A 17,410-nucleotide genomic window follows, 5' to 3' on the forward strand; every position below is an offset into this window, starting at 1 on the left:
ACACCATGTCTGTCACCACTCCCTCTGAAACCGTGGCGCTGGCCACACCGGATGACCCCGCCACCGCGCCGGCGTCCGGCCGCCGGCCACGCCGCGGCCTGATTCGCGGCATCCTGGGCAATCGCAAGGCCGCCTTCGGGGCCGCCGTGCTGCTGTTGTTCGGCGTGGTCGCGCTTGCGGCACCGCTGCTGGCCCCCGGAAACCCGTCGCTCATCACCGCGATCGCCTCGCAGCCCCCGTCGCTGGAGCACCTGTTCGGCACCACCGCCAAGGGCCAGGACATTCTCGCCCTGACCATGCACGGCGCCCGGACCTCCCTGCTGGTCGGCTTCGTCGTGGGAGCGGCGGCGACGCTGGTCGGGCTCCTGGTGGGCGTGGCCTCGGCCTATTTCGGGTGGGTCATCGACGACCTGCTCTCCCTGGTCACCAACGTCTTCCTGCTGATCCCCGGGCTGCCGCTGCTGGTGATCCTCGCGGCGTTCCTGCCGCCGGGCATCGGAACGGTCGTCGTGGTGCTGATCATCACCGGCTGGGCCGGTTCGGCCCGGGTGCTGCGCTCGCAGGCGCTATCCATCCGCAGCAAGGACTTCGTGGCCGCCGCGGTCGTGACGGGCGAGCATCCGCTGCGCATCATGTTCCGCGAGATCCTGCCGAACATGGCCTCCATCGTGATGAGCACCTTCCTGGCCTGCGTCATCTTCGGCATCGGCGCCCAGGCGGGCCTCGAGTTTCTCGGCCTCGGCGACGCAAGCGTCGTGAGCTGGGGCACCAACCTCTACTGGGCAAGCAACGACGGAGCACTGTTCACCGGTGCGTGGTGGGCCTTCGTGCCCTCCGGCCTGTGCATCGCGCTGGTGGCATTCGCCCTGGCCATGGTCAACTACGCCGTCGACGAGGTCACGAACCCCCGGCTGCGCACGACGAAAAAAGGACGGACCCGCGCATGAGCACCACGCCGATCCTCGAGGTCACCAACCTGCGAGTGGAATACCACGGTGCCAACCGCCAGGTGGTCGCCGTCAACGATGTGTCGTTCAGCATCGGTGAGGGCGAGATCTTCGGCCTGGCCGGCGAATCCGGCTGCGGCAAATCCACGGTCGCCAACGCCATTATGCGGCTGCTCAAGGACCCCGCCGAGATCACGGGCGGGCAGATCAGGTTCAAGGGCCGGGACCTGTTGGCCCTGCGCGGAGAAGAACTGCGCCGGTTCCGCTGGAAGGAGATCGCAATGATCTTCCAGAGCGCCATGAACTCGCTCAACCCGGTGATGACCATCGGGAGCCAGATGGTGGACATCTTCACCACCCACGAGGGGCTGTCGGTCAAACAGGCCCGCAGCCGTTCGGCCGAGCTGCTGCGCCTGGTCAGCATCGATCCGGTGCGGTTGGACTCCTACCCGCATCAGCTCTCCGGCGGCATGCGCCAACGGGCCGTGATCGCGATGGCCCTCGCCCTGGAGCCCTCGCTGCTGATCATGGATGAACCGACGACCGCGCTCGACGTGGTCGTGCAACAGGAGATCATGGCGCAGATCAGCGATCTTCAGCGGCAGCTGGGATTCTCCGTGCTCTTCATCACCCACGACATGTCCCTCATGGTGGAGCTGTCTCACCGCATGGCCGTGATGCACAGCGGCCGTCTCGTGGAGATGGCCGACGCCGAGCTCATGTTCGACAGTCCCCTGCATCCGTACACGTTGTCGCTGATGAACGCGTTCCCGCCGTTGACCGGTCCGCGCGTTCGCCTGACCGGCCTGTCGGATTCGGTGCGCGCGGCCGACGGCTCCGCGGGGAGCTGTTCCTTCCACGTTTCCTGCCCACCCGACCTGGCCAACTGTTCCGGCAACATCCCCGACCTCCGCGAGGTTGCGCCTGGACGTTTTGTGGCCGAGCACCCGCGTACGAGCATCGAAGGAACCGCAGCATGACGACAAGCACCGGCCAGCGCCGACCCGGCACGGCCCCGATCGACGACGTCAGCGTGCGGGTGCGCGGGCTCACGAAGGATTTCCCGCTCGGCGGGCTGTTCTCCCGACGAAGCGTGCGCGCGGTGGACAACGTCGACTTCGACATTCCCCGCGGCACGATCGTCGCCCTGGTCGGGGAATCCGGCAGCGGCAAGAGCACAGTGGCCCGAGCCCTCGCCCGCCTGGAACGGCCCACGGCCGGGTCGATCGTCGTCGGCGGCCGGGACGTGCTCAAGACCGAGAAGTCGGCGGCGTCCCGCCGGTACCGGGGGACGGTGCAGATGGTCTTCCAGGACCCGTTCGGCTCGCTGAACCCGGCGCACCGGGTGGAACACTTCCTGGAACGGCCCCTGCGCATCCACGGCAAGGCACGGACCCGCCAGGAGGTGCGCCGCCAGTCCGCTGAGCTGATGCGCACGGTCGGGCTGACCGAAGACATGCTCGACAGCTACCCGCACGAGCTGTCCGGCGGGCAGCGCCAACGGGTGTCGATCGCCCGGGCGCTCGCCGTGGACCCCGAGATCATCCTCGCCGACGAGCCCACCTCGATGCTCGACGTTTCGGTGCGCATCGGCATCCTCAACCTGATGGCCCGGCTGCGTGACGAGCGCGGCATCTCGATGCTGTTCATCACCCACGACCTGGCCTCGGCCCGGTATGTCGCCGACACCACGCTCGTGATGTTCGCCGGAGCCCTCGTCGAGGGCGGGGAATCCCTGGAGCTGATGCAGAACCCGTCCCATCCGTACACCCGGTTGCTGTTGTCGGCCGTTCCGGATCCGGCCCGGACCGTGCGCTACGACCCGATTCACCGGGCGCGGCTGCGGCAGGCTGTGCTGGCCCCGACCACCTGTCCGTGGCAGGGACCGGACTGCAGCAGAAGCGTGCCGGTGCGGCACACCGTCGGCCCCGATCACTGGGTACGCTGCCACCTGTACGCGCCGCAGGTCTCCGCCTTGAGCAATCCGCTGCTCACCGACCATGACTCCGAGTTCGACTCCGAGCTCGACTCCGCTCACGACTCCGCCCCGGCATCGACCAGGAAGGCTGCCCGGTGAACCCGCTTCTCGAGACCAACGATGACCGCCCTGATGCCCTCGTGGCGCGCGCGGAGGGCGACCGGCACCGTCCCCGGTTCCACTTCGTGTCCCCGGCCGGCTGGCTCAACGACCCGAACGGCCTGAGCCACTGGGACGGCGTGTACCACCTCTTCTACCAGTACAACCCGCACAAGGCCGTGCACAGCCGCATCCACTGGGGGCACGCGACGAGCCCCGACCTGGTCACCTGGACGGATGCCCCGGTGGCCCTGGTCCCGGGGGACGCCGCGGATGCCGCCGATGCCGACGGGTGTTGGTCCGGGGTGCTCGTAGACGACCACGGGGTGCCGACGCTGGTGTATTCGGGCCGCCGTGGTGACCGGGAGCTGCCCTGCGTCGCCGTGGGGTCGATGGATCTCACCGAGTGGGTCGCCGATGCGGCCAACCCGGTGATCTCCGCACCGCCGGAGTCGCTCGAGCTCACGGCCTTTCGGGATCATTGTGTGTGGCCGCACCCGGGCGGCGGCTGGCGGCAACTCATCGGCTCCGGCATCCGTGGCCAGGGCGGCACCGCGCTGCTCTATGAATCCCCGGACCTGCGGAACTGGAGCTACCTCGGCCCGCTGATCGTGGGCGACAGCGGCGACCGGGAGACCACCGCCGACGACTGGACCGGCACCATGTGGGAGTGCGTGGACCTGTTCCGCCTGGAACCCGCGGGCGCCGACGACGAACCGGTCGACCCGGACGTTCTCGTGTTCTCCGCGTGGGACGACGGGGTGACCCGGCACACGCTGTACCTCACGGGTCGCTACAGCGGCACCCGGTTTGAGCGCACAGCACTGCATCGGCTCGACTACGGCGGACGGTACTTCTATGCGCCGCAATCCACCCAGGATGCGCGGGGCCGCCGGGTGATGTTCGGCTGGCTGCAGGAGGGCCGCTCCGACGCGGCGGCCGAGACGGCGGGGTGGTCGGGCGTCATGTCGTTGCCGCGACTGGTCACCCGCGCCCCGGACGGCACCCTGCGCCAGCAGCCGGTGCCGGAACTGGAGACGCTGCGCCGGGACCACGTGCGGCTGGGCGGGTTCACGCTCATCGGTGGGGAACGCCGTGTGGGCCTGACCCCTGGCGACCAGATCGACATCGTGGCCGAGCTGCACCTGGAGCCGGGATCCGCGGCCGAACTGGTCGTGCGGGCCACCGACGACGGGGCCGAGCGCACTGTCATCCGGTTCAGCCGGCCAGACGACACGCACGCCGACGTCACCCTGGAACTGATCCGCACGGCCAGCAGCCTTGACCCGAGCGTGGACGCGACCCCGCGCGGCGGCCCGATCCGGCATGTCGACGGGCTCATCCAGGTGCGTGTGCTCGTCGATCACTCCGCGCTGGAGATCTTCGTCAACGGGCAACCGCTGGCGTGCCGGGTCTACCCGACCCGACCCGACGCGAACGGGGTAGAGTTCGCCGGCATCCGCGGCCGCGTGCAGGTGCACGAGGCCGAATCGTGGCGGATGGCCGACATCTGGCACGCGCCGCGCCGTCTGTGGCCCGAACCGCAGGGCTTCAGGGGAACAGCGGAAGTTCCGCGCTGAGGTCGGCGCGCTGCCCGGAGGCGTGGATGCGGCCGGAGGCGAGGCCGTCGGTCCAGGTCAGTGTGCCGGTGGCCAGGCCGAGCCAGGTGGCGACATCGGTTTCGACCACGTTGGGCGGGGTGCCGCGGGTGTGCCGGGGGCCGGCGATGCACTGCGTGGCGCCGAACGGGGGAACGCGCACCTCGACCGTGTTGCCCTCGGCCTGCTCGGCGAGCAGTTGCAGGGTGTACCGCACGGCGAGCGCCCGGGTGTCGCGGGTCGCGCCCGCTTCGTCGGCCAGGTACGCCTTCACGGCGGTCCTGCCCAACCCGTCATCGATTCTCGCTCGTGCCATGCTCCCAGTCTGCCGTCTCGGGCCCCGTTCTGTGACCCGCGGGGTCGCGGCGGGTGCGCGCGATCGCGTTCGCCGGGTAGCCTGATCCGGTGAGAATATTGGTCCTCGGTTCCGGTGCCCGCGAGCACGCCATCGTCACTGCCCTCCTGCGTGAGGAGCCGCGACCCCACGTGATCGCCGCACCCGGCAACGCCGGCATCGCTGCGGACGTGCCTGTGGTCGATCTCGACCCCACCGACTCCGACGTGGTGACGAACTTCGCCCAGGAGCACAACATCGACCTCGTCGTGGTGGGCCCGGAGGCACCGCTGGTGGCCGGCGTCGCCGACGCCCTGCGCACCCGCGGCATCCCCGTGTTCGGCCCGGGCCAGGCCGCCGCCGCCCTCGAGGGCAGCAAGACCTTCGCCAAGCGCATCATGGACGAGGCCGGCGTACCCACCGGCCGTGCCGTGCGAGCGGGAAACCTCGCCGAGGCGCAGGGCGCGCTCGACGAATACGGTGCTCCTTACGTGGTCAAGGCCGACGGCCTGGCCGCCGGCAAGGGCGTGCTCGTCACCACCGACCGTGACGACGCCCTCGCCCACGCGGTGCGCTGGTTGCAGCACGGCGCCGTGCTGGTCGAGGAATTCCTCTCCGGCCAGGAGGTCTCCCTCTTCTTCCTCAGCGACGGCCACACCGTGCTGCCGCTCTCCCCCGCCCAGGACTACAAGCGCCTCGCGGACAACGATGAGGGCCCCAACACCGGCGGCATGGGCGCCTACTCGCCGCTGCCCTGGCTCGACGCCGGCTTCGGCAGCGAGACCGCGTTCGTCGACGAGGTCATCGAGACGATCGCGCTGCCCACCGTGCGCCGGCTCGCCGCGGAGGACACCCCCTTCATCGGGTTGCTCTACTGCGGGCTGATTCTCACGGATGCCGGCATCCGGGTGATCGAATTCAACGCACGCTTCGGCGACCCGGAGACCCAGGTGGTGCTGCCGCGCCTGGTGACCCCGTTGAGCGGCCTGCTGCTGGCCGCATCGACCGGGGAACTAGCCGGGTTGCCCCGCCCGGAGTTCTCGGCCGACGCCGCCGTGACCGTGGTGATCGCCAGCGAGAACTACCCGGAGACCCCCGTGACCGGACGTACGATCACCGGGCTGGCCGACGCCGCGACGGTGGCCGGTGTGACCATCGCGCACGCCGCGACCGCGCTGGACGGTTCGGCGCTGGTCGCCACCGGTGGCCGGGTGCTCAGCGTCGTGGCCGTTGGTGCGGACTTCACCGAGGCCCGCGCGCGCGCCTACGAGGCCGTCGGGTTGATCGGGCTCGAGGGTTCCCAGCACCGCGGCGACATCGCTGCCAAGGTCGCGAACTGATGGCCGCGCTGCAGCTGGACGGCTGGCAGCACGTGTATTCGGGCAAGGTGCGCGACCTGTACGTGCCGGCCGGCGAGTCCGACCTCGCCTCCGCCGACCGGGTGCTCGTCGTGGCCAGCGACCGGGTGAGCGCGTTCGACCACGTGCTCGAACCGGGCATCCCCGGCAAGGGCGAACTGCTCACCACCCTGAGCCTGTGGTGGTTCGACCAGCTCGACGGCGTGCCCAACCACCTCGTGCCCGATCACGCGCTCGACGCGACGAGCCTGATCCCCGCCGCCGTCGCCGGCCGGGCGATGCTCTGCAAGACCCTGGACATGTACCCCATCGAGTGCGTCGTGCGCGGCTACCTCACCGGCTCCGGCTGGCTCGAGTACGTGGCCAGCCAGACGGTCTGCGGCATCCCGTTGCCCCCCGAACTGCAGAACGGCGACCGGCTGCCCGAACCGATCTACACTCCCGCGTGGAAGGCCCCGATGGGCGAGCACGACGAGAACATCTCGTTCGAGCGCACCGTGGAGCTTGTGGGGGCCGACGTGGCCGCGGCGCTGCGGGACGCGTCGCTGGAGATCTTCAGCCGGGCATCCGTGATCGCCGAGACCGCCGGCGTGATCCTGGCCGACACCAAGTTCGAGTTCGGCGCCGACCGCGCCACCGGCCTGCTCACCCTCGGCGACGAGGTGCTCACCAGCGACTCCAGTCGGTACTGGGATGCCGCGCGCTGGCTGGACGGCGCCACCCCCGGTGAGCGCATGGCGAGTTTCGACAAGCAGATCGTGCGCGACTGGTTGGCCGCCAACTGGGACCAGACCGGCACCCCGCCGGAGCTGCCCGCCGAGATCGTGGCGCAGACCGCGGCCCGGTACCGCGAGCTGCTCGGACTATTGACCGCCGGGTAGCCCGGCCGCCGCAAATAAGGAAATAGTCACCAAATTAGGACCATTTCGGCTCTTGCGTCCTTTTTTGCGCGCTTTGTCCTTTTTTCCGGTGGCGTCTGTGCGTGCGTAGCCGCGGCGCGTCAGCCGGCGGCGCGGGAACCGCGGGCGGCGCGCTTGGCGCGACGAGTGAGGCCGTGCACCGTGGCCTGGAACTCCTTGACGCTCAGGGGGCGCCCGGGCAGCTTGGGCCGGGGCTTCTCCGGCATCCGCAGCCCGTCGAGAACGAGGGAGAGCTGCCGGCGCCACTGGCCGGTGTAACCGCCGCCGAGGGTGCCCAGCGAGCCGATCATGGTGACGAGCACGGCCAGGTCCATCGAGTCGACATCCGGGCGCAGGTCGCCGTCTTTCTTCGCCTGCAGGATGAGCGAGGTGATGAAGCTCTCCAGCTCGACCGACGGCCGCGCCGTGGGATCGATGGTCGCCATCCGCTTGAGGATGGGCGGCAGCGACGGGTCGGCCACGAGCCACTCGGCGAGGCGTTCGGTGTAGAGCACCACACCCGCCCAGGCCGACGGTGCCGCCTCGATCTCGCCGCGCACGGCGAACAACTCGGCGAGGGCGATGTCGTACAGGGCCCGCACCAGGTCGTCGCGGGTGGGAAAGTTGCGGTACAGGGTGGCGACGCCTACGTCGGCGCGGCGGGCGATCTCCTCGAGAGAGGCGTCAACACCGTGCTCGGCGATCATGCTGCGGGCTTCGTCGATGAGGCGTTCCCGATTCTGCCGGGCGTCGCGGCGCCGCGGTTGAGACGCGTCCTGCGGGGGCCGGGCAGAGGTAGTCATGGGGTCGATTCTAGATCCACTTCCTGCAAGGTCGCGGAGGGAGCCCTCCCCGGCCGCTGAGGTTCTGGCCGGCGCGGGCGGATGCCGGCATCACCCTGGCGTGTCGGGCCGTGCATGTTGCGCGTGCGCTTCCCAGCCCACACAATTCAGGGAACGGAACCGGGGGCACCACGCGCGCCCGGCGGGGAAGGAACCAGTGCCAGTCGAGAACAACAGCCGCGACCTCGAGGCGGAGATCGTGACCGATTTTCGGGAGCGGATGAGCTACGGCGGCTACCTGGACCTGGGCACCCTGCTCTCGGCGCAGACGCCAGTGAGCACGCCCGCGCACCACGACGAGCTGCTCTTCATCATCCAGCACCAGACCACCGAACTCTGGCTGAAGCTGGTGCTGCACGAGCTGCGCGCCGCCGCGGAGCACCTGCGGAACGACAGGTTGCCGCCGGCGCTCAAGGGCATCGCGAGGGTCAAGCACATCCAGCGCACCCTCACCGAGCAATGGTCGGTGCTCGCCACGCTGACCCCCACCGAGTACGCCCAGTTCCGGGATTTCCTCGGCAGCTCGTCGGGCTTTCAGTCGTACCAGTACCGGGCTGTGGAGTTCGTGCTCGGCAACAAGCATCCGCGCATGCTCGAGGTCTTCGCGGACGACCCGGCCGCACTCGCTCTGCTGACCGAGGTGTACCGGGCGCCGAGCATCTACGACGAGTTCCTGCGTTACCTGCATCGGCAGGGCTTCGACATCCCCGCCATGGTGCTCGAACGCGACGTGACCGAGGCCTGGGTGCTGCATCCCGAACTGGTGCAGACCTTCCGTGGCATCTACGAGAACGAGACCGAGAACTGGACCGTCTACGAGGCCTGCGAGGAGCTCGTGGACCTCGAGGACAACTTCCAGCTCTGGCGATTCCGGCACCTGAAGACCGTGCAGCGCATCATCGGCATGAAGCCCGGCACCGGCGGCTCCAGCGGCGCCGGGTTTCTGCAGAAGGCGCTCGAGCTCACCTTCTTCCCCGAGCTGTTCGCCGTGCGCACCGAGGTGGGCCGGTGACCGTGCTGCTGCCCGGGTTCCTGGATGCGCACGTGCACCTGGCGCTGATCAATCCGGCCGGGCTGGCCGCCGGCGGCATCGGCCGGGTGCTCGACCTCGGCGGCTGGACGCCCTCCGACGACCCCACGGGCGCTGAGCCGGAGGGGACCGCGAACTTTCTCGAGACCCGGTTCGCCGGCCAGTTTCTCGGCGCCCCCGGCGGCTACCCCAGCCGGCAGGCCTGGGCTCCCGCGGGCAGCGCCTGCCCCGTGGCGTCACCGTCGGAGGCGGCCATCGCCGTCGCCCGGCAGGTCGCGGCCGGCGCCTCGCTGATCAAGGTGACGCTCAACTCGGCGGCCGGTCCGGTGCTCGCGCCCGACACCCTCGCGGCCATTGTGGTGGCGGCGCACGCTCGGATGCTGCCCGTCGCCGCCCACACCGAGGGCGCCGGCCAGGCCGCGGCCGCCCTCAACGCCGGGGTGGACCTGCTGGCGCACACCCCCTTCAGCGAGGCCCTGCCCGATGCGCTGCTGGGCGCGATGGCCGGCCGGATGACCTGGATCAGCACCCTGGACATCCACGGCTGGGGCGAGCCGACCGCGGCGTTCTCCGTGGCGTGCGACAACCTGGCCCGGTTCCACGCTGCGGGCGGCCGGGTGCTCTACGGCACCGACCTCGGCAACGGACCGCTGCCGGTCGGGCTCAACCGGCGCGAGATCGAGGCGCTGCTGACCTGCGGCCTCTCCCCCGACGACGTGCTCGCGGCGCTCACCGCCGACTTCCCGAGCCGGCCGGCCGCCGCATCCGTCGACACGGCATCCGGCGCCGCAGCATCCGTCGACCGTCCCGCCCCGGCCGGGACCGTTACCGTTGTACCCGGCGACCGACCCACCGACCCCCACGATCTGGCCGGCTTCACCGACTGGCTACTCTCCGCCCACGCACTGCCCGCCAGCTCACTGCCCGCCCGCGCACTCACCCGGCCCGACCTCGAGGACCTCCGATCATGACCCAGCACGACACCAGCGTTGCCGAGGGCCTCGACGCCCATCTCGCGTTCGCCCGGCGGATGGACCGCATCGACGGCCTCGCCCACTACCGCCGCCGGTTCGTGGGCCTGGCCGACACCACCGCGAACGCCGACCCGGATGCGCCGTCGATCGTGTACCTCGACGGCAACTCCCTCGGCCGCCCGACCATCGCCAGCGTGGAACGCATCACCGACTTCCTCGGCACCGCCTGGGGCAGCCGGCTGATCCGCGGCTGGGACGACGAATGGATGGCGCTGCCGCTGACCATCGGCGACGCCCTCGGCACGGCTGCCCTCGGCGCCGCTCCCGGCCAGGTGTACATCGGCGATTCCACCACTGTCACCCTCTACAAGCTCGCCCGAGCCGCCGTGGACTCGCTGCCGGCGCGCAGCGAGATCGTGCTCGATACCGACAACTTCCCCACCGACCGGTACGTGCTGGCCGGCATCGCCGCCGAACGCGGCCTCACCCTGCGCTGGATCGAGTCGGGCACCACGGGCGGCGTCACCGTCGACCAGGTGCGCGCCGTGGTGGGCCCGCAGACTGCGCTCGTGGTGCTCAGCCATGTGGCCTACCGCTCCGGCTACCTCGCCGACGTGCCCGCGATCACCGCCGCCGTGCACGAGGCCGGCGCCCTGGTGCTGTGGGACCTGTGCCACTCGGCCGGCTCCGTGCCGGTGAACCTCGACCTGGACGGCGTCGACCTCGCTGTGGGCTGCAGCTACAAGTACCTCAACGGCGGGCCCGGCGCCCCCGCGTTCGGCTACGTACGCGCCGAGCTGCAACCCGATCTGTCCCAACCGATCCAGGGCTGGATGGGCACCGCAGACGTGTTCGCGATGGGGCCGGAGTACGTGCCGGCCGCGGGCATCCGCCGGTTCATGAGCGGCACGCCGGCGATCGTGGGCATGCTCGCGATGCAGGACACCATCGCCATGATCGACGAGGTGGGCATCGAGCAGGTGCGAGCCAAGTCGGTGGCGCTGACCGAGTTCGCACTCGAACTGGTGGATGCCTGGCTGGTGCCGCTGGGCGTGACCGTGGCGTCCCCGCGCGAGCACACTCACCGCGGCGGCCACCTCACCGTGAACCACCCGGCCATGCGCCAGGTCACCCGGATTCTCTGGGAGCACGACGTGATCCCCGACTTCCGCGCGCCGGAGGGTCTGCGGATCGGTTTGTCGCCGCTGAGCACCAGCTTCGTGGAGACCTACGACGGCGTCGCGGCCGTGCGGGACGTGCTGCGCGGCATCCTGCTCGGCCAGGCCGGACTCGGCTCGGCTGCGGGCCTGTAGAATCGACGAATCCGCCCCCGACGTCTTACGGAGTGAGCCATGCCAACCATCGTCGTAGAAGTTATGCCCAAGGCAGAACTGCTCGATCCCCAGGGCAAGGCCGTCGCCGGCGCCCTCCGCCGCCTCGGCAAGACCGAGTTCACCGGCGTGCGCGTCGGCAAGCGGTTCGAACTCACCGTGGAGGGCCCCGCGGACGCCGCGCTGCTCGCCGAGGTGCAGGAACTCGCCGACACCGTGCTGTCCAACTCCGTGATCGAGGACGTCACCAGCATCTTCGTGCTCGAGGCCGTCGCCGGGGAAACGCACTGATGCGCATCGGCGTCGTCACCTTCCCGGGCTCGCTCGACGACCGCGACGCCCAGCGCGCCATCCGCCTGGCCGGCGCCACCCCGGTGGCCCTGTGGCACGGCGAGCACGACCTGCACGGCGTTGACGCGCTCGTGCTGCCCGGCGGGTTCAGCTACGGCGACTACCTGCGCGCCGGCGCGATCGCCAGCCTCTCGCCGATCATGGCCGAGGTCATCGACGCCGCGAACAAGGGGATGCCCGTGCTCGGCATCTGCAACGGCTTCCAGATGCTCACCGAGGCGCACCTGCTCGAGGGCGGGCTGATCCGCAACGAGGCCGGCGCGTTCATCTGCCGCGACCAGCGTCTGCGCATCGAGAACACCGACACCGCCTGGACCAACGGCTTCACCGCTGACCAGGAGATCACCATCCCGCTGAAAAACGGCGAGGGCGGCTTCATCGCCTCCGAAGACACCCTCGCCCGTCTCGAGGGCGAGGGCCGCGTCATCGCCCGCTACCTCGACGTGAACCCGAACGGCTCGCTCAACGAGATCGCCGGCATCACCAACGCCCGCGGCAACGTCGTGGGCCTGATGCCGCACCCCGAGCACGCCGTGGAGCCCGGCTTCGGCCCCGACACCGTTGCCGCCATGCGCAGCGGTGTGGACGGGCTCGCGTTCTTCACCTCGGTGATCGAGCGTTCGCTGGTCAACGCGTAGGTTTTTCTGCGCCGAGTTGCCCTGTTTCGGACGAGTTGCCCCGGTGCGCCGGGGCAATTCGTCCGTTAAGGGGCAACTCGCCGGTCGGACCTAGACGGCGCTGGACGGCTCCCAGAGGTTGATGCCCAGGTCGACGGCGTGCTCGTCGATCGCGGCGACCTCCTCGGCGCTGAAGACGAGGTTGTCGATCGCGGCAATGTTCGTCTCCAGCTGCTGCACCGACGACGCGCCCACGAGCGCCGAGGTGACGGTTTCGCGGCGCAGCACCCACGACAGGGCGAGCTGGGCGAGCGACTGGCCGCGTTCAGTGGCGATCTCGGTCAGGGCACGGATGCGCCCCACCGTCGCATCGTTCACCATGTCGCGGCTCATCGAACCGGCCTGCGAGGCGCGGGAGCCCTCGGGCACGCCGTTCAGGTAGCGGTCGGTGAGCAGCCCCTGGGCCAGCGGGGAGAAGGCGATGCAGCCGACCCCGAGGTCGTCGAGGGTGTCGAGCAGGCCGTCTTCGACCCAGCGGTTGAACATCGAGTACGACGGCTGGTGGATGAGCAGCGGAGTGCCCAGATCGGCCAGGATCGCGGCGGCCTGCCGGGTGCGCTCTGGTGAGTAGGACGAGATGCCGGCGTAGAGCGCCCGGCCGCTCGTGACGGCCGTGTGCAGCGCGCCCATGGTCTCCTCGAGCGGGGTGTCCGGGTCCGCCCGGTGGGAGTAGAAGACGTCGACGTAGTCCAGGCCCATCCGGTCCAGCGACTGGTCGAGGCTGGACAGCAGATACTTGCGCGAGCCGAAATCACCGTACGGTCCCGGCCACATGTCGTAGCCGGCCTTGGTCGAGATGACCACCTCGTCGCGGTGGGCGGAGAAGTCCTCGCCGAAGATCCGGCCGAAGTTCGTCTCGGCGCTGCCGTAGGGCGGGCCGTAGTTGTTGGCCAGGTCGAAGTGGGTGACCCCGAGGTCGAAGGCCCCCCGCAGGATCGCGCGTTGCGTCTCCACGGGCACGGTGCCGCCGAAGTTCTGCCACAGGCCCAGCGAGATCGCGGGAAGCTTGAGGCCGCTGCGCCCGGTGCGGCGGTAGGGCATTGAGTCGTAACGGGTGTCTGCGGGAAGGTACGTCATCTCCTCATGCTGGCACAGTGGCCTGACGAAGGGTCAAACCTTCGACGGATGCTCCGCTCAGACGGACCTGACAGGCTGGGACCCTACCCGCCCACCTCTGTCTTACGGAGTCCTCCCCGTGTCACCCCGCCTGCTCTACCGCATCCTGTCCATCGCCGAGGCGATCACCTGGACCGTCCTGATCACCGCGATGCTGCTCAAGTACGTGTTCGCACCCGGCGACTTCGGCGACGGCGCCGTGCGGGTGGGCGGCTTCGTGCACGGGCTGGTGTTCCTGGCCTACGGGATCACCGCGGTGCTCGTGGGCGTGAACCAGCACTGGCGGCCCCGGCTGATGCTGCTCGCCGTGGCCACCGCCGTGGTGCCCTACGCCACGATCCCGTTCGACCGCTGGCTTGAGCGGCGAAACCTGCTCGACGGCGGCTGGCGCCGGGAGGCCACGGACGACCCCCGCGACCACACCCTGGTGAGCCGGCTGCTTCGGTTCGGGCTGGCCCGACCGGTGCTGCTGGCATCCGTGCTCGTGGTGGGCCTGGTCGCCGTGTTCACGGTGTTGCTCACGGTGGGCCCGCCCGGCGGCCAGAGCTAGCCGCCTGCACTGCGCCGGGCGTTTCGCCTCGGTCCCGCGTCCGGGCGCCGCATTCGTCGAGCGCGGGGCACGCGCCGCTCTGCGGGTGGCGCGCCACCCGCGCAGCGGCGCCCGACCCGCCTAGCCCACCGGACCGACGCCGTCAGTCGGTCTCCTCGGGCCCGAAGACGCGGTCGAGCCAGGCGTCAGTTTCGGCGTCGCCCGCGCCGGGTTCGGCGCTGGCGAAGTAGACGCTCAGGCTGAACCTGAGCGGTCCATTCGTCATCACGATCGAATTCGTGCTGGTTGCGGGATCCCGGGCGCTCCCGTCGAAACCGGTTGCCTCGGACACCTGGGACATCCGGTAACCGGCCCAGCCATCCCGGGCAAAGTCAACCAGCGTGCCAGTTCCGCGCGCCCCCGCTGATTTCGTTTCGGCATTCGCGGGAATGTCGAAGTCGCCGGTGAACAGAATATCGGCGGCCTTGGTCTTGCCGGCCCACTCCTCCGCCACCTCGTCGGTGCCAAACTCGGCGACGTTCAAGGCCACGACTGCGGCGGTCACCGCGGTGACACCCTCACGGAGGCCCTTTCCTCTACTTGATGTGACGGGCACGATCACCTCCTGGCCGCAACTGGTCAGACCGGCGATCTCCGCCGTGCACAACTCCCCCGTCTCGTAGTTTTCCAGCCACTCCGCCTCGGTGGGGAACGTCGCCGCGATATCCGCCGCAATCTCTTTCGGATCGGCCGGCGGCGTGACTGTCGGTGCAGACGTCGGGGCCTCCGCCGCGGGCCCGGTCGAGCATCCGCTCAGCAGCAGGCCCAGGGCCATCAGGCCGACCGCCGCTCGCCGCGCCAGCCGGGTGGTGGATGTGGATGTGTGACGTGTCATTGAGCCCCCCGCTCGAAGGGACCAGTGCCCCTGGCGCCACCCTAACGTGCGCGATAGACGGCACCGGCCCGGCGATGATGCGGGCCGGTAGACTAAGCGGGTCAAGCATCCGCTATCTCTGGGAGAACGCCACTCGTGACCGCTGTTTCCAATACATCCTCCCGCGGCGTCGCTGACACCGTGACCAATGCGATCAACACGCCCGAGAAGGAGCAGCCGTACGCTGCCCTCGGGCTGACGCCCGGCGAATACGCCGAGATTCGCACCATCCTGGGCCGCCGCCCCACGTCGGGTGAGCTCGCCATGTACTCCGTCATGTGGAGCGAGCACTGCTCCTACAAGAGCTCGAAGAAGTACCTGCGCCAGTTCGGCGACAAGGTCTCCCCCGCCATGAAGAAGAACCTGATGGTGGGCATGGGCGAGAACGCCGGCGTGCTCGACGTGGGCGAGGGCTGGGCCGTCACCTTCAAGATCGAATCGCACAACCACCCCTCGTACATCGAGCCGTTCCAGGGCGCCGCGACCGGCGTGGGCGGCATCGTGCGCGACATCATCTCGATGGGCGCCCGCCCGGTCGCCGTGATGGATGCGCTGCGCTTCGGCGACATCAACGACCCCGACACCGCCCGTGTCGTGCACGGCGTGGTCTCCGGCATCAGCTTCTACGGCAACTGCCTGGGCCTGCCCAACATCGGCGGCGAAACCTGGTTCGACAAGGTCTACCAGGGCAACCCGCTGGTCAACGCGCTGTCCGTTGGCGTGCTGCGCCACGAGGACCTGCACCTGGCCAACGCCTCCGGCGCCGGCAACAAGGTGGTGCTCTTCGGGGCCCGCACCGGCGGCGACGGCATCGGCGGCGCATCCATTCTGGCGTCGGACACCTTCAGCGAGGGCGGCCCGACCAAGCGCCCCGCCGTGCAGGTGGGCGACCCGTTCGCCGAGAAGGTGCTCATCGAGTGCTGCCTCGAGCTGTACCGCGAGAAGCTCGTCGAGGGCATCCAGGACCTGGGCGCCGCGGGCATCTCCTGCGCCACCAGCGAGCTGGCCTCCAACGGCGACGGCGGCATGTACATCCAGCTGGAGAAGGTACTGCTGCGCGACCCGTCGCTGACCGCCGAAGAGATCCTGATGAGCGAGAGCCAGGAACGCATGATGGCCGTCGTCACGCCGGAGAAGCTCGCCGGCTTCCTCGCCGTCGTCGAGAAGTGGGACGTGGAGACCAGCGTGCTCGGCGAGGTCACCGACTCCGGCCGCCTGATCATCGACTTCCACGGTGAAGAGATCGTCAACGTCGACCCGCGCACCGTCGCCGTCGACGGCCCGGTCTATGACCGCCCGGTGGCCTACCCGACCTGGATCGACGCCCTGCAGGCCGACTCCGCGTCCGCGCTGCCCCGCGCAACGGATGCCGCGACGCTGCAGGAGCAGTTCCTCGCGCTGCTCGGCTCGCCCAACCTGGCCGACCCGAGCTGGATCACCGACCAGTACGACCGTTACGTGATGGGCAACACCGCCCTCTCGTTCCCCGACGACGCCGGCATGATCCGCATCGACGAGGAGTCGGGCCTCGGCTTCGTCATCTCGACCGACGCCAACGGCCGTTACTGCCAGCTCGACCCGTACCGCGGCGCCCAGCTGGCCCTGGCCGAGGCGTACCGCAACGTGGCCGTCACCGGCGCGGTGCCGGTGGGCATCAGCGACTGCCTCAACTTCGGCTCGCCGGAGAACCCCGAGGTCATGTGGCAGTTCTCCCAGGCCGTTGAGGGTCTGGCGGATGGCTGCCTCGAGCTGGAGATCCCGGTCACCGGCGGCAACGTGTCGTTCTACAACCAGACCGGCGACCAGCCGATCCACCCGACGCCGGTCGTGGCCGTGCTCGGCGTGATCGACGACGTCGCCCGCCGGGTGCCCAGCGGCTGGCAGGACGACGGCCACAACATCTACCTGCTCGGCGTCACCCGCGAAGAGCTCGACGGCTCCGCCTGGAGCGCCGTGGTGCACGACCACCTCGGCGGCATGCCGCCCGTGGTTGACCTCGGCCGCGAAGCCGACCTCGCCGGTCTGCTGCACGCCGCGTCGATCGAGGCGCTCATCGACAGCGCGCACGACCTCTCCACGGGTGGCCTCGCACAGGCCCTCGCCGAGGCTGTGCTCCGCTTCGGTGTGGGCGCCCGGGTCTGGCTCGGCGACATCCTCGAGCGCGACGGCGTCGACGCATCCGTGGCCCTGTTCTCGGAGTCGACCGGCCGCGTGCTGGTCTCGGTGCCGCGTGAGGACGACGTGAAGTTCCTCGGCCTCTGCGAGGGCCGCGACTACCCGGTGCTGCGCATCGGCGTGACGGATGCGACCGCTCCGGTCCTGGAGATCCAGGACTACTTCACGGTGCCGCTGACCGAGCTGCAGTCGCGTCACCGCAGCACGCTGCCGAACGCGTTCGCGTAACTAGCTGTAC

At 69.8% G+C, this 17,410-nt stretch carries 17 protein-coding genes; 13 read left to right on the plus strand and 4 right to left on the minus strand.

What is annotated here, in order from left to right:
* Positions 1-5: 5 nt before the first annotated feature.
* Genes CXY76_RS01755 through CXY76_RS01770 form a run of 4 tightly spaced genes read left to right on the plus strand, consistent with a single transcriptional unit; the run spans position 6 to position 4,604 of the window.
* Entirely contained in the window at positions 6-947 is a 942-nt protein-coding gene (locus CXY76_RS01755; protein ID WP_104162556.1) for an ABC transporter permease, read from the plus strand.
* Positions 944-1,927, plus strand: a complete 984-nt coding sequence (locus CXY76_RS01760; RefSeq protein WP_104162557.1) for an ABC transporter ATP-binding protein — start codon at positions 944-946, stop codon at positions 1,925-1,927. Before CXY76_RS01755 ends, CXY76_RS01760 begins: the two co-directional genes overlap by 4 nt.
* Entirely contained in the window at positions 1,924-3,024 is a 1,101-nt protein-coding gene (locus CXY76_RS01765; protein WP_104162558.1) for an ATP-binding cassette domain-containing protein, read from the plus strand. Before CXY76_RS01760 ends, CXY76_RS01765 begins: the two co-directional genes overlap by 4 nt.
* A complete protein-coding gene (locus CXY76_RS01770; protein WP_104162559.1) occupies positions 3,021-4,604 on the plus strand; it encodes a glycoside hydrolase family 32 protein in 1,584 nt (527 codons plus the stop codon). The genes CXY76_RS01765 and CXY76_RS01770 overlap by 4 nt, the downstream gene beginning before the upstream one ends.
* Here CXY76_RS01770 and CXY76_RS01775 read toward each other — a convergent pair.
* Positions 4,576-4,938: a sterol carrier family protein gene (locus CXY76_RS01775; RefSeq protein ID WP_104162560.1), complete on the minus strand. Its 363-nt coding sequence runs from the start codon at positions 4,936-4,938 to the stop codon at positions 4,576-4,578. The genes CXY76_RS01770 and CXY76_RS01775 overlap by 29 nt on opposite strands.
* 89 nt (positions 4,939-5,027) lie before the next feature.
* Here CXY76_RS01775 and purD point away from each other — a divergent pair, with 89 nt between their 5' ends.
* Entirely contained in the window at positions 5,028-6,296 is a 1,269-nt protein-coding gene (gene purD, locus CXY76_RS01780) for a phosphoribosylamine--glycine ligase (RefSeq protein WP_104162561.1), read from the plus strand.
* Positions 6,296-7,195: a phosphoribosylaminoimidazolesuccinocarboxamide synthase gene (locus tag CXY76_RS01785; RefSeq protein WP_104162562.1), complete on the plus strand. Its 900-nt coding sequence runs from the start codon at positions 6,296-6,298 to the stop codon at positions 7,193-7,195. Before purD ends, CXY76_RS01785 begins: the two co-directional genes overlap by 1 nt.
* Before the next feature lie 119 nt (positions 7,196-7,314).
* On the opposite strand, the gene CXY76_RS01790 is transcribed toward CXY76_RS01785, so the two are convergent.
* Complete coding sequence (locus tag CXY76_RS01790; protein WP_104162563.1) at positions 7,315-8,016, minus strand: TetR/AcrR family transcriptional regulator; 702 nt, start codon at positions 8,014-8,016, stop codon at positions 7,315-7,317.
* Positions 8,017-8,212: 196 nt separating this feature from the next.
* Between CXY76_RS01790 and kynA the strand changes: the two genes are divergently transcribed.
* From kynA to purQ, 5 genes are read left to right on the plus strand one after another with little or no spacing between them, the layout of a single operon-like run.
* Positions 8,213-9,067 carry a tryptophan 2,3-dioxygenase gene (kynA, locus tag CXY76_RS01795; protein WP_104162564.1) on the plus strand — a complete coding sequence of 285 codons (855 nt, stop codon included), beginning with the start codon at positions 8,213-8,215 and terminating at the stop codon, positions 9,065-9,067.
* Positions 9,064-10,056, plus strand: a complete 993-nt coding sequence (locus CXY76_RS01800; RefSeq protein WP_146073335.1) for an amidohydrolase family protein — start codon at positions 9,064-9,066, stop codon at positions 10,054-10,056. The genes kynA and CXY76_RS01800 overlap by 4 nt, the downstream gene beginning before the upstream one ends.
* Positions 10,053-11,372 (plus strand): aminotransferase class V-fold PLP-dependent enzyme, encoded by a 1,320-nt coding sequence (locus tag CXY76_RS01805; protein WP_104162565.1) that lies wholly within the window; start codon positions 10,053-10,055, stop codon positions 11,370-11,372. Before CXY76_RS01800 ends, CXY76_RS01805 begins: the two co-directional genes overlap by 4 nt.
* Positions 11,373-11,411: 39 nt before the next feature.
* Positions 11,412-11,681 carry a phosphoribosylformylglycinamidine synthase subunit PurS gene (gene purS, locus CXY76_RS01810; protein WP_104162566.1) on the plus strand — a complete coding sequence of 90 codons (270 nt, stop codon included), beginning with the start codon at positions 11,412-11,414 and terminating at the stop codon, positions 11,679-11,681.
* Positions 11,681-12,379, plus strand: coding sequence for a phosphoribosylformylglycinamidine synthase subunit PurQ (purQ, locus tag CXY76_RS01815; RefSeq protein WP_104162567.1), 699 nt, complete (start codon positions 11,681-11,683; stop codon positions 12,377-12,379). Before purS ends, purQ begins: the two co-directional genes overlap by 1 nt.
* A 90-nt stretch (positions 12,380-12,469) precedes the next feature.
* On the opposite strand, the gene mgrA is transcribed toward purQ, so the two are convergent.
* A complete protein-coding gene (gene mgrA, locus CXY76_RS01820; protein ID WP_104162568.1) occupies positions 12,470-13,495 on the minus strand; it encodes an L-glyceraldehyde 3-phosphate reductase in 1,026 nt (341 codons plus the stop codon).
* Between the two features lie 118 nt (positions 13,496-13,613).
* Between mgrA and CXY76_RS01825 the strand changes: the two genes are divergently transcribed.
* Positions 13,614-14,084: a DUF3817 domain-containing protein gene (locus CXY76_RS01825; protein ID WP_104162569.1), complete on the plus strand. Its 471-nt coding sequence runs from the start codon at positions 13,614-13,616 to the stop codon at positions 14,082-14,084.
* Positions 14,085-14,226: 142 nt separating this feature from the next.
* On the opposite strand, the gene CXY76_RS01830 is transcribed toward CXY76_RS01825, so the two are convergent.
* A complete protein-coding gene (locus CXY76_RS01830; RefSeq protein ID WP_146073336.1) occupies positions 14,227-14,898 on the minus strand; it encodes a hypothetical protein in 672 nt (223 codons plus the stop codon).
* Positions 14,899-15,093: 195 nt separating this feature from the next.
* Between CXY76_RS01830 and purL the strand changes: the two genes are divergently transcribed.
* A complete protein-coding gene (gene purL, locus CXY76_RS01835; RefSeq protein ID WP_104162571.1) occupies positions 15,094-17,400 on the plus strand; it encodes a phosphoribosylformylglycinamidine synthase subunit PurL in 2,307 nt (768 codons plus the stop codon).
* Positions 17,401-17,410: the final 10 nt, after the last annotated feature.

This window comes from Cryobacterium sp. N22 (assembly GCF_002929555.1).
Classification (GTDB): domain Bacteria; phylum Actinomycetota; class Actinomycetes; order Actinomycetales; family Microbacteriaceae; genus Cryobacterium.

Excerpts from the sequence above, each read along its gene's own strand:
- CXY76_RS01755 (WP_104162556.1), top strand. The coding sequence starts at position 6 with ATGTCTGTCACCACTCCCTCTGAAACCGTGGCGCTGGCCACACCGGAT.
- CXY76_RS01760 (WP_104162557.1), top strand. The coding sequence starts at position 944 with ATGAGCACCACGCCGATCCTCGAGGTCACCAACCTGCGAGTGGAATAC.
- CXY76_RS01765 (WP_104162558.1), top strand. The coding sequence starts at position 1,924 with ATGACGACAAGCACCGGCCAGCGCCGACCCGGCACGGCCCCGATCGAC.
- CXY76_RS01775 (WP_104162560.1), bottom strand. The coding sequence starts at position 4,938 with ATGGCACGAGCGAGAATCGATGACGGGTTGGGCAGGACCGCCGTGAAG.
- CXY76_RS01785 (WP_104162562.1), top strand. The coding sequence starts at position 6,296 with ATGGCCGCGCTGCAGCTGGACGGCTGGCAGCACGTGTATTCGGGCAAG.
- CXY76_RS01790 (WP_104162563.1), bottom strand. The coding sequence starts at position 8,016 with ATGACTACCTCTGCCCGGCCCCCGCAGGACGCGTCTCAACCGCGGCGC.
- CXY76_RS01805 (WP_104162565.1), top strand. The coding sequence starts at position 10,053 with ATGACCCAGCACGACACCAGCGTTGCCGAGGGCCTCGACGCCCATCTC.
- purS (WP_104162566.1), top strand. The coding sequence starts at position 11,412 with ATGCCAACCATCGTCGTAGAAGTTATGCCCAAGGCAGAACTGCTCGAT.
- purQ (WP_104162567.1), top strand. The coding sequence starts at position 11,681 with ATGCGCATCGGCGTCGTCACCTTCCCGGGCTCGCTCGACGACCGCGAC.
- mgrA (WP_104162568.1), bottom strand. The coding sequence starts at position 13,495 with ATGACGTACCTTCCCGCAGACACCCGTTACGACTCAATGCCCTACCGC.
- CXY76_RS01830 (WP_146073336.1), bottom strand. The coding sequence starts at position 14,898 with ATGGCCCTGGGCCTGCTGCTGAGCGGATGCTCGACCGGGCCCGCGGCG.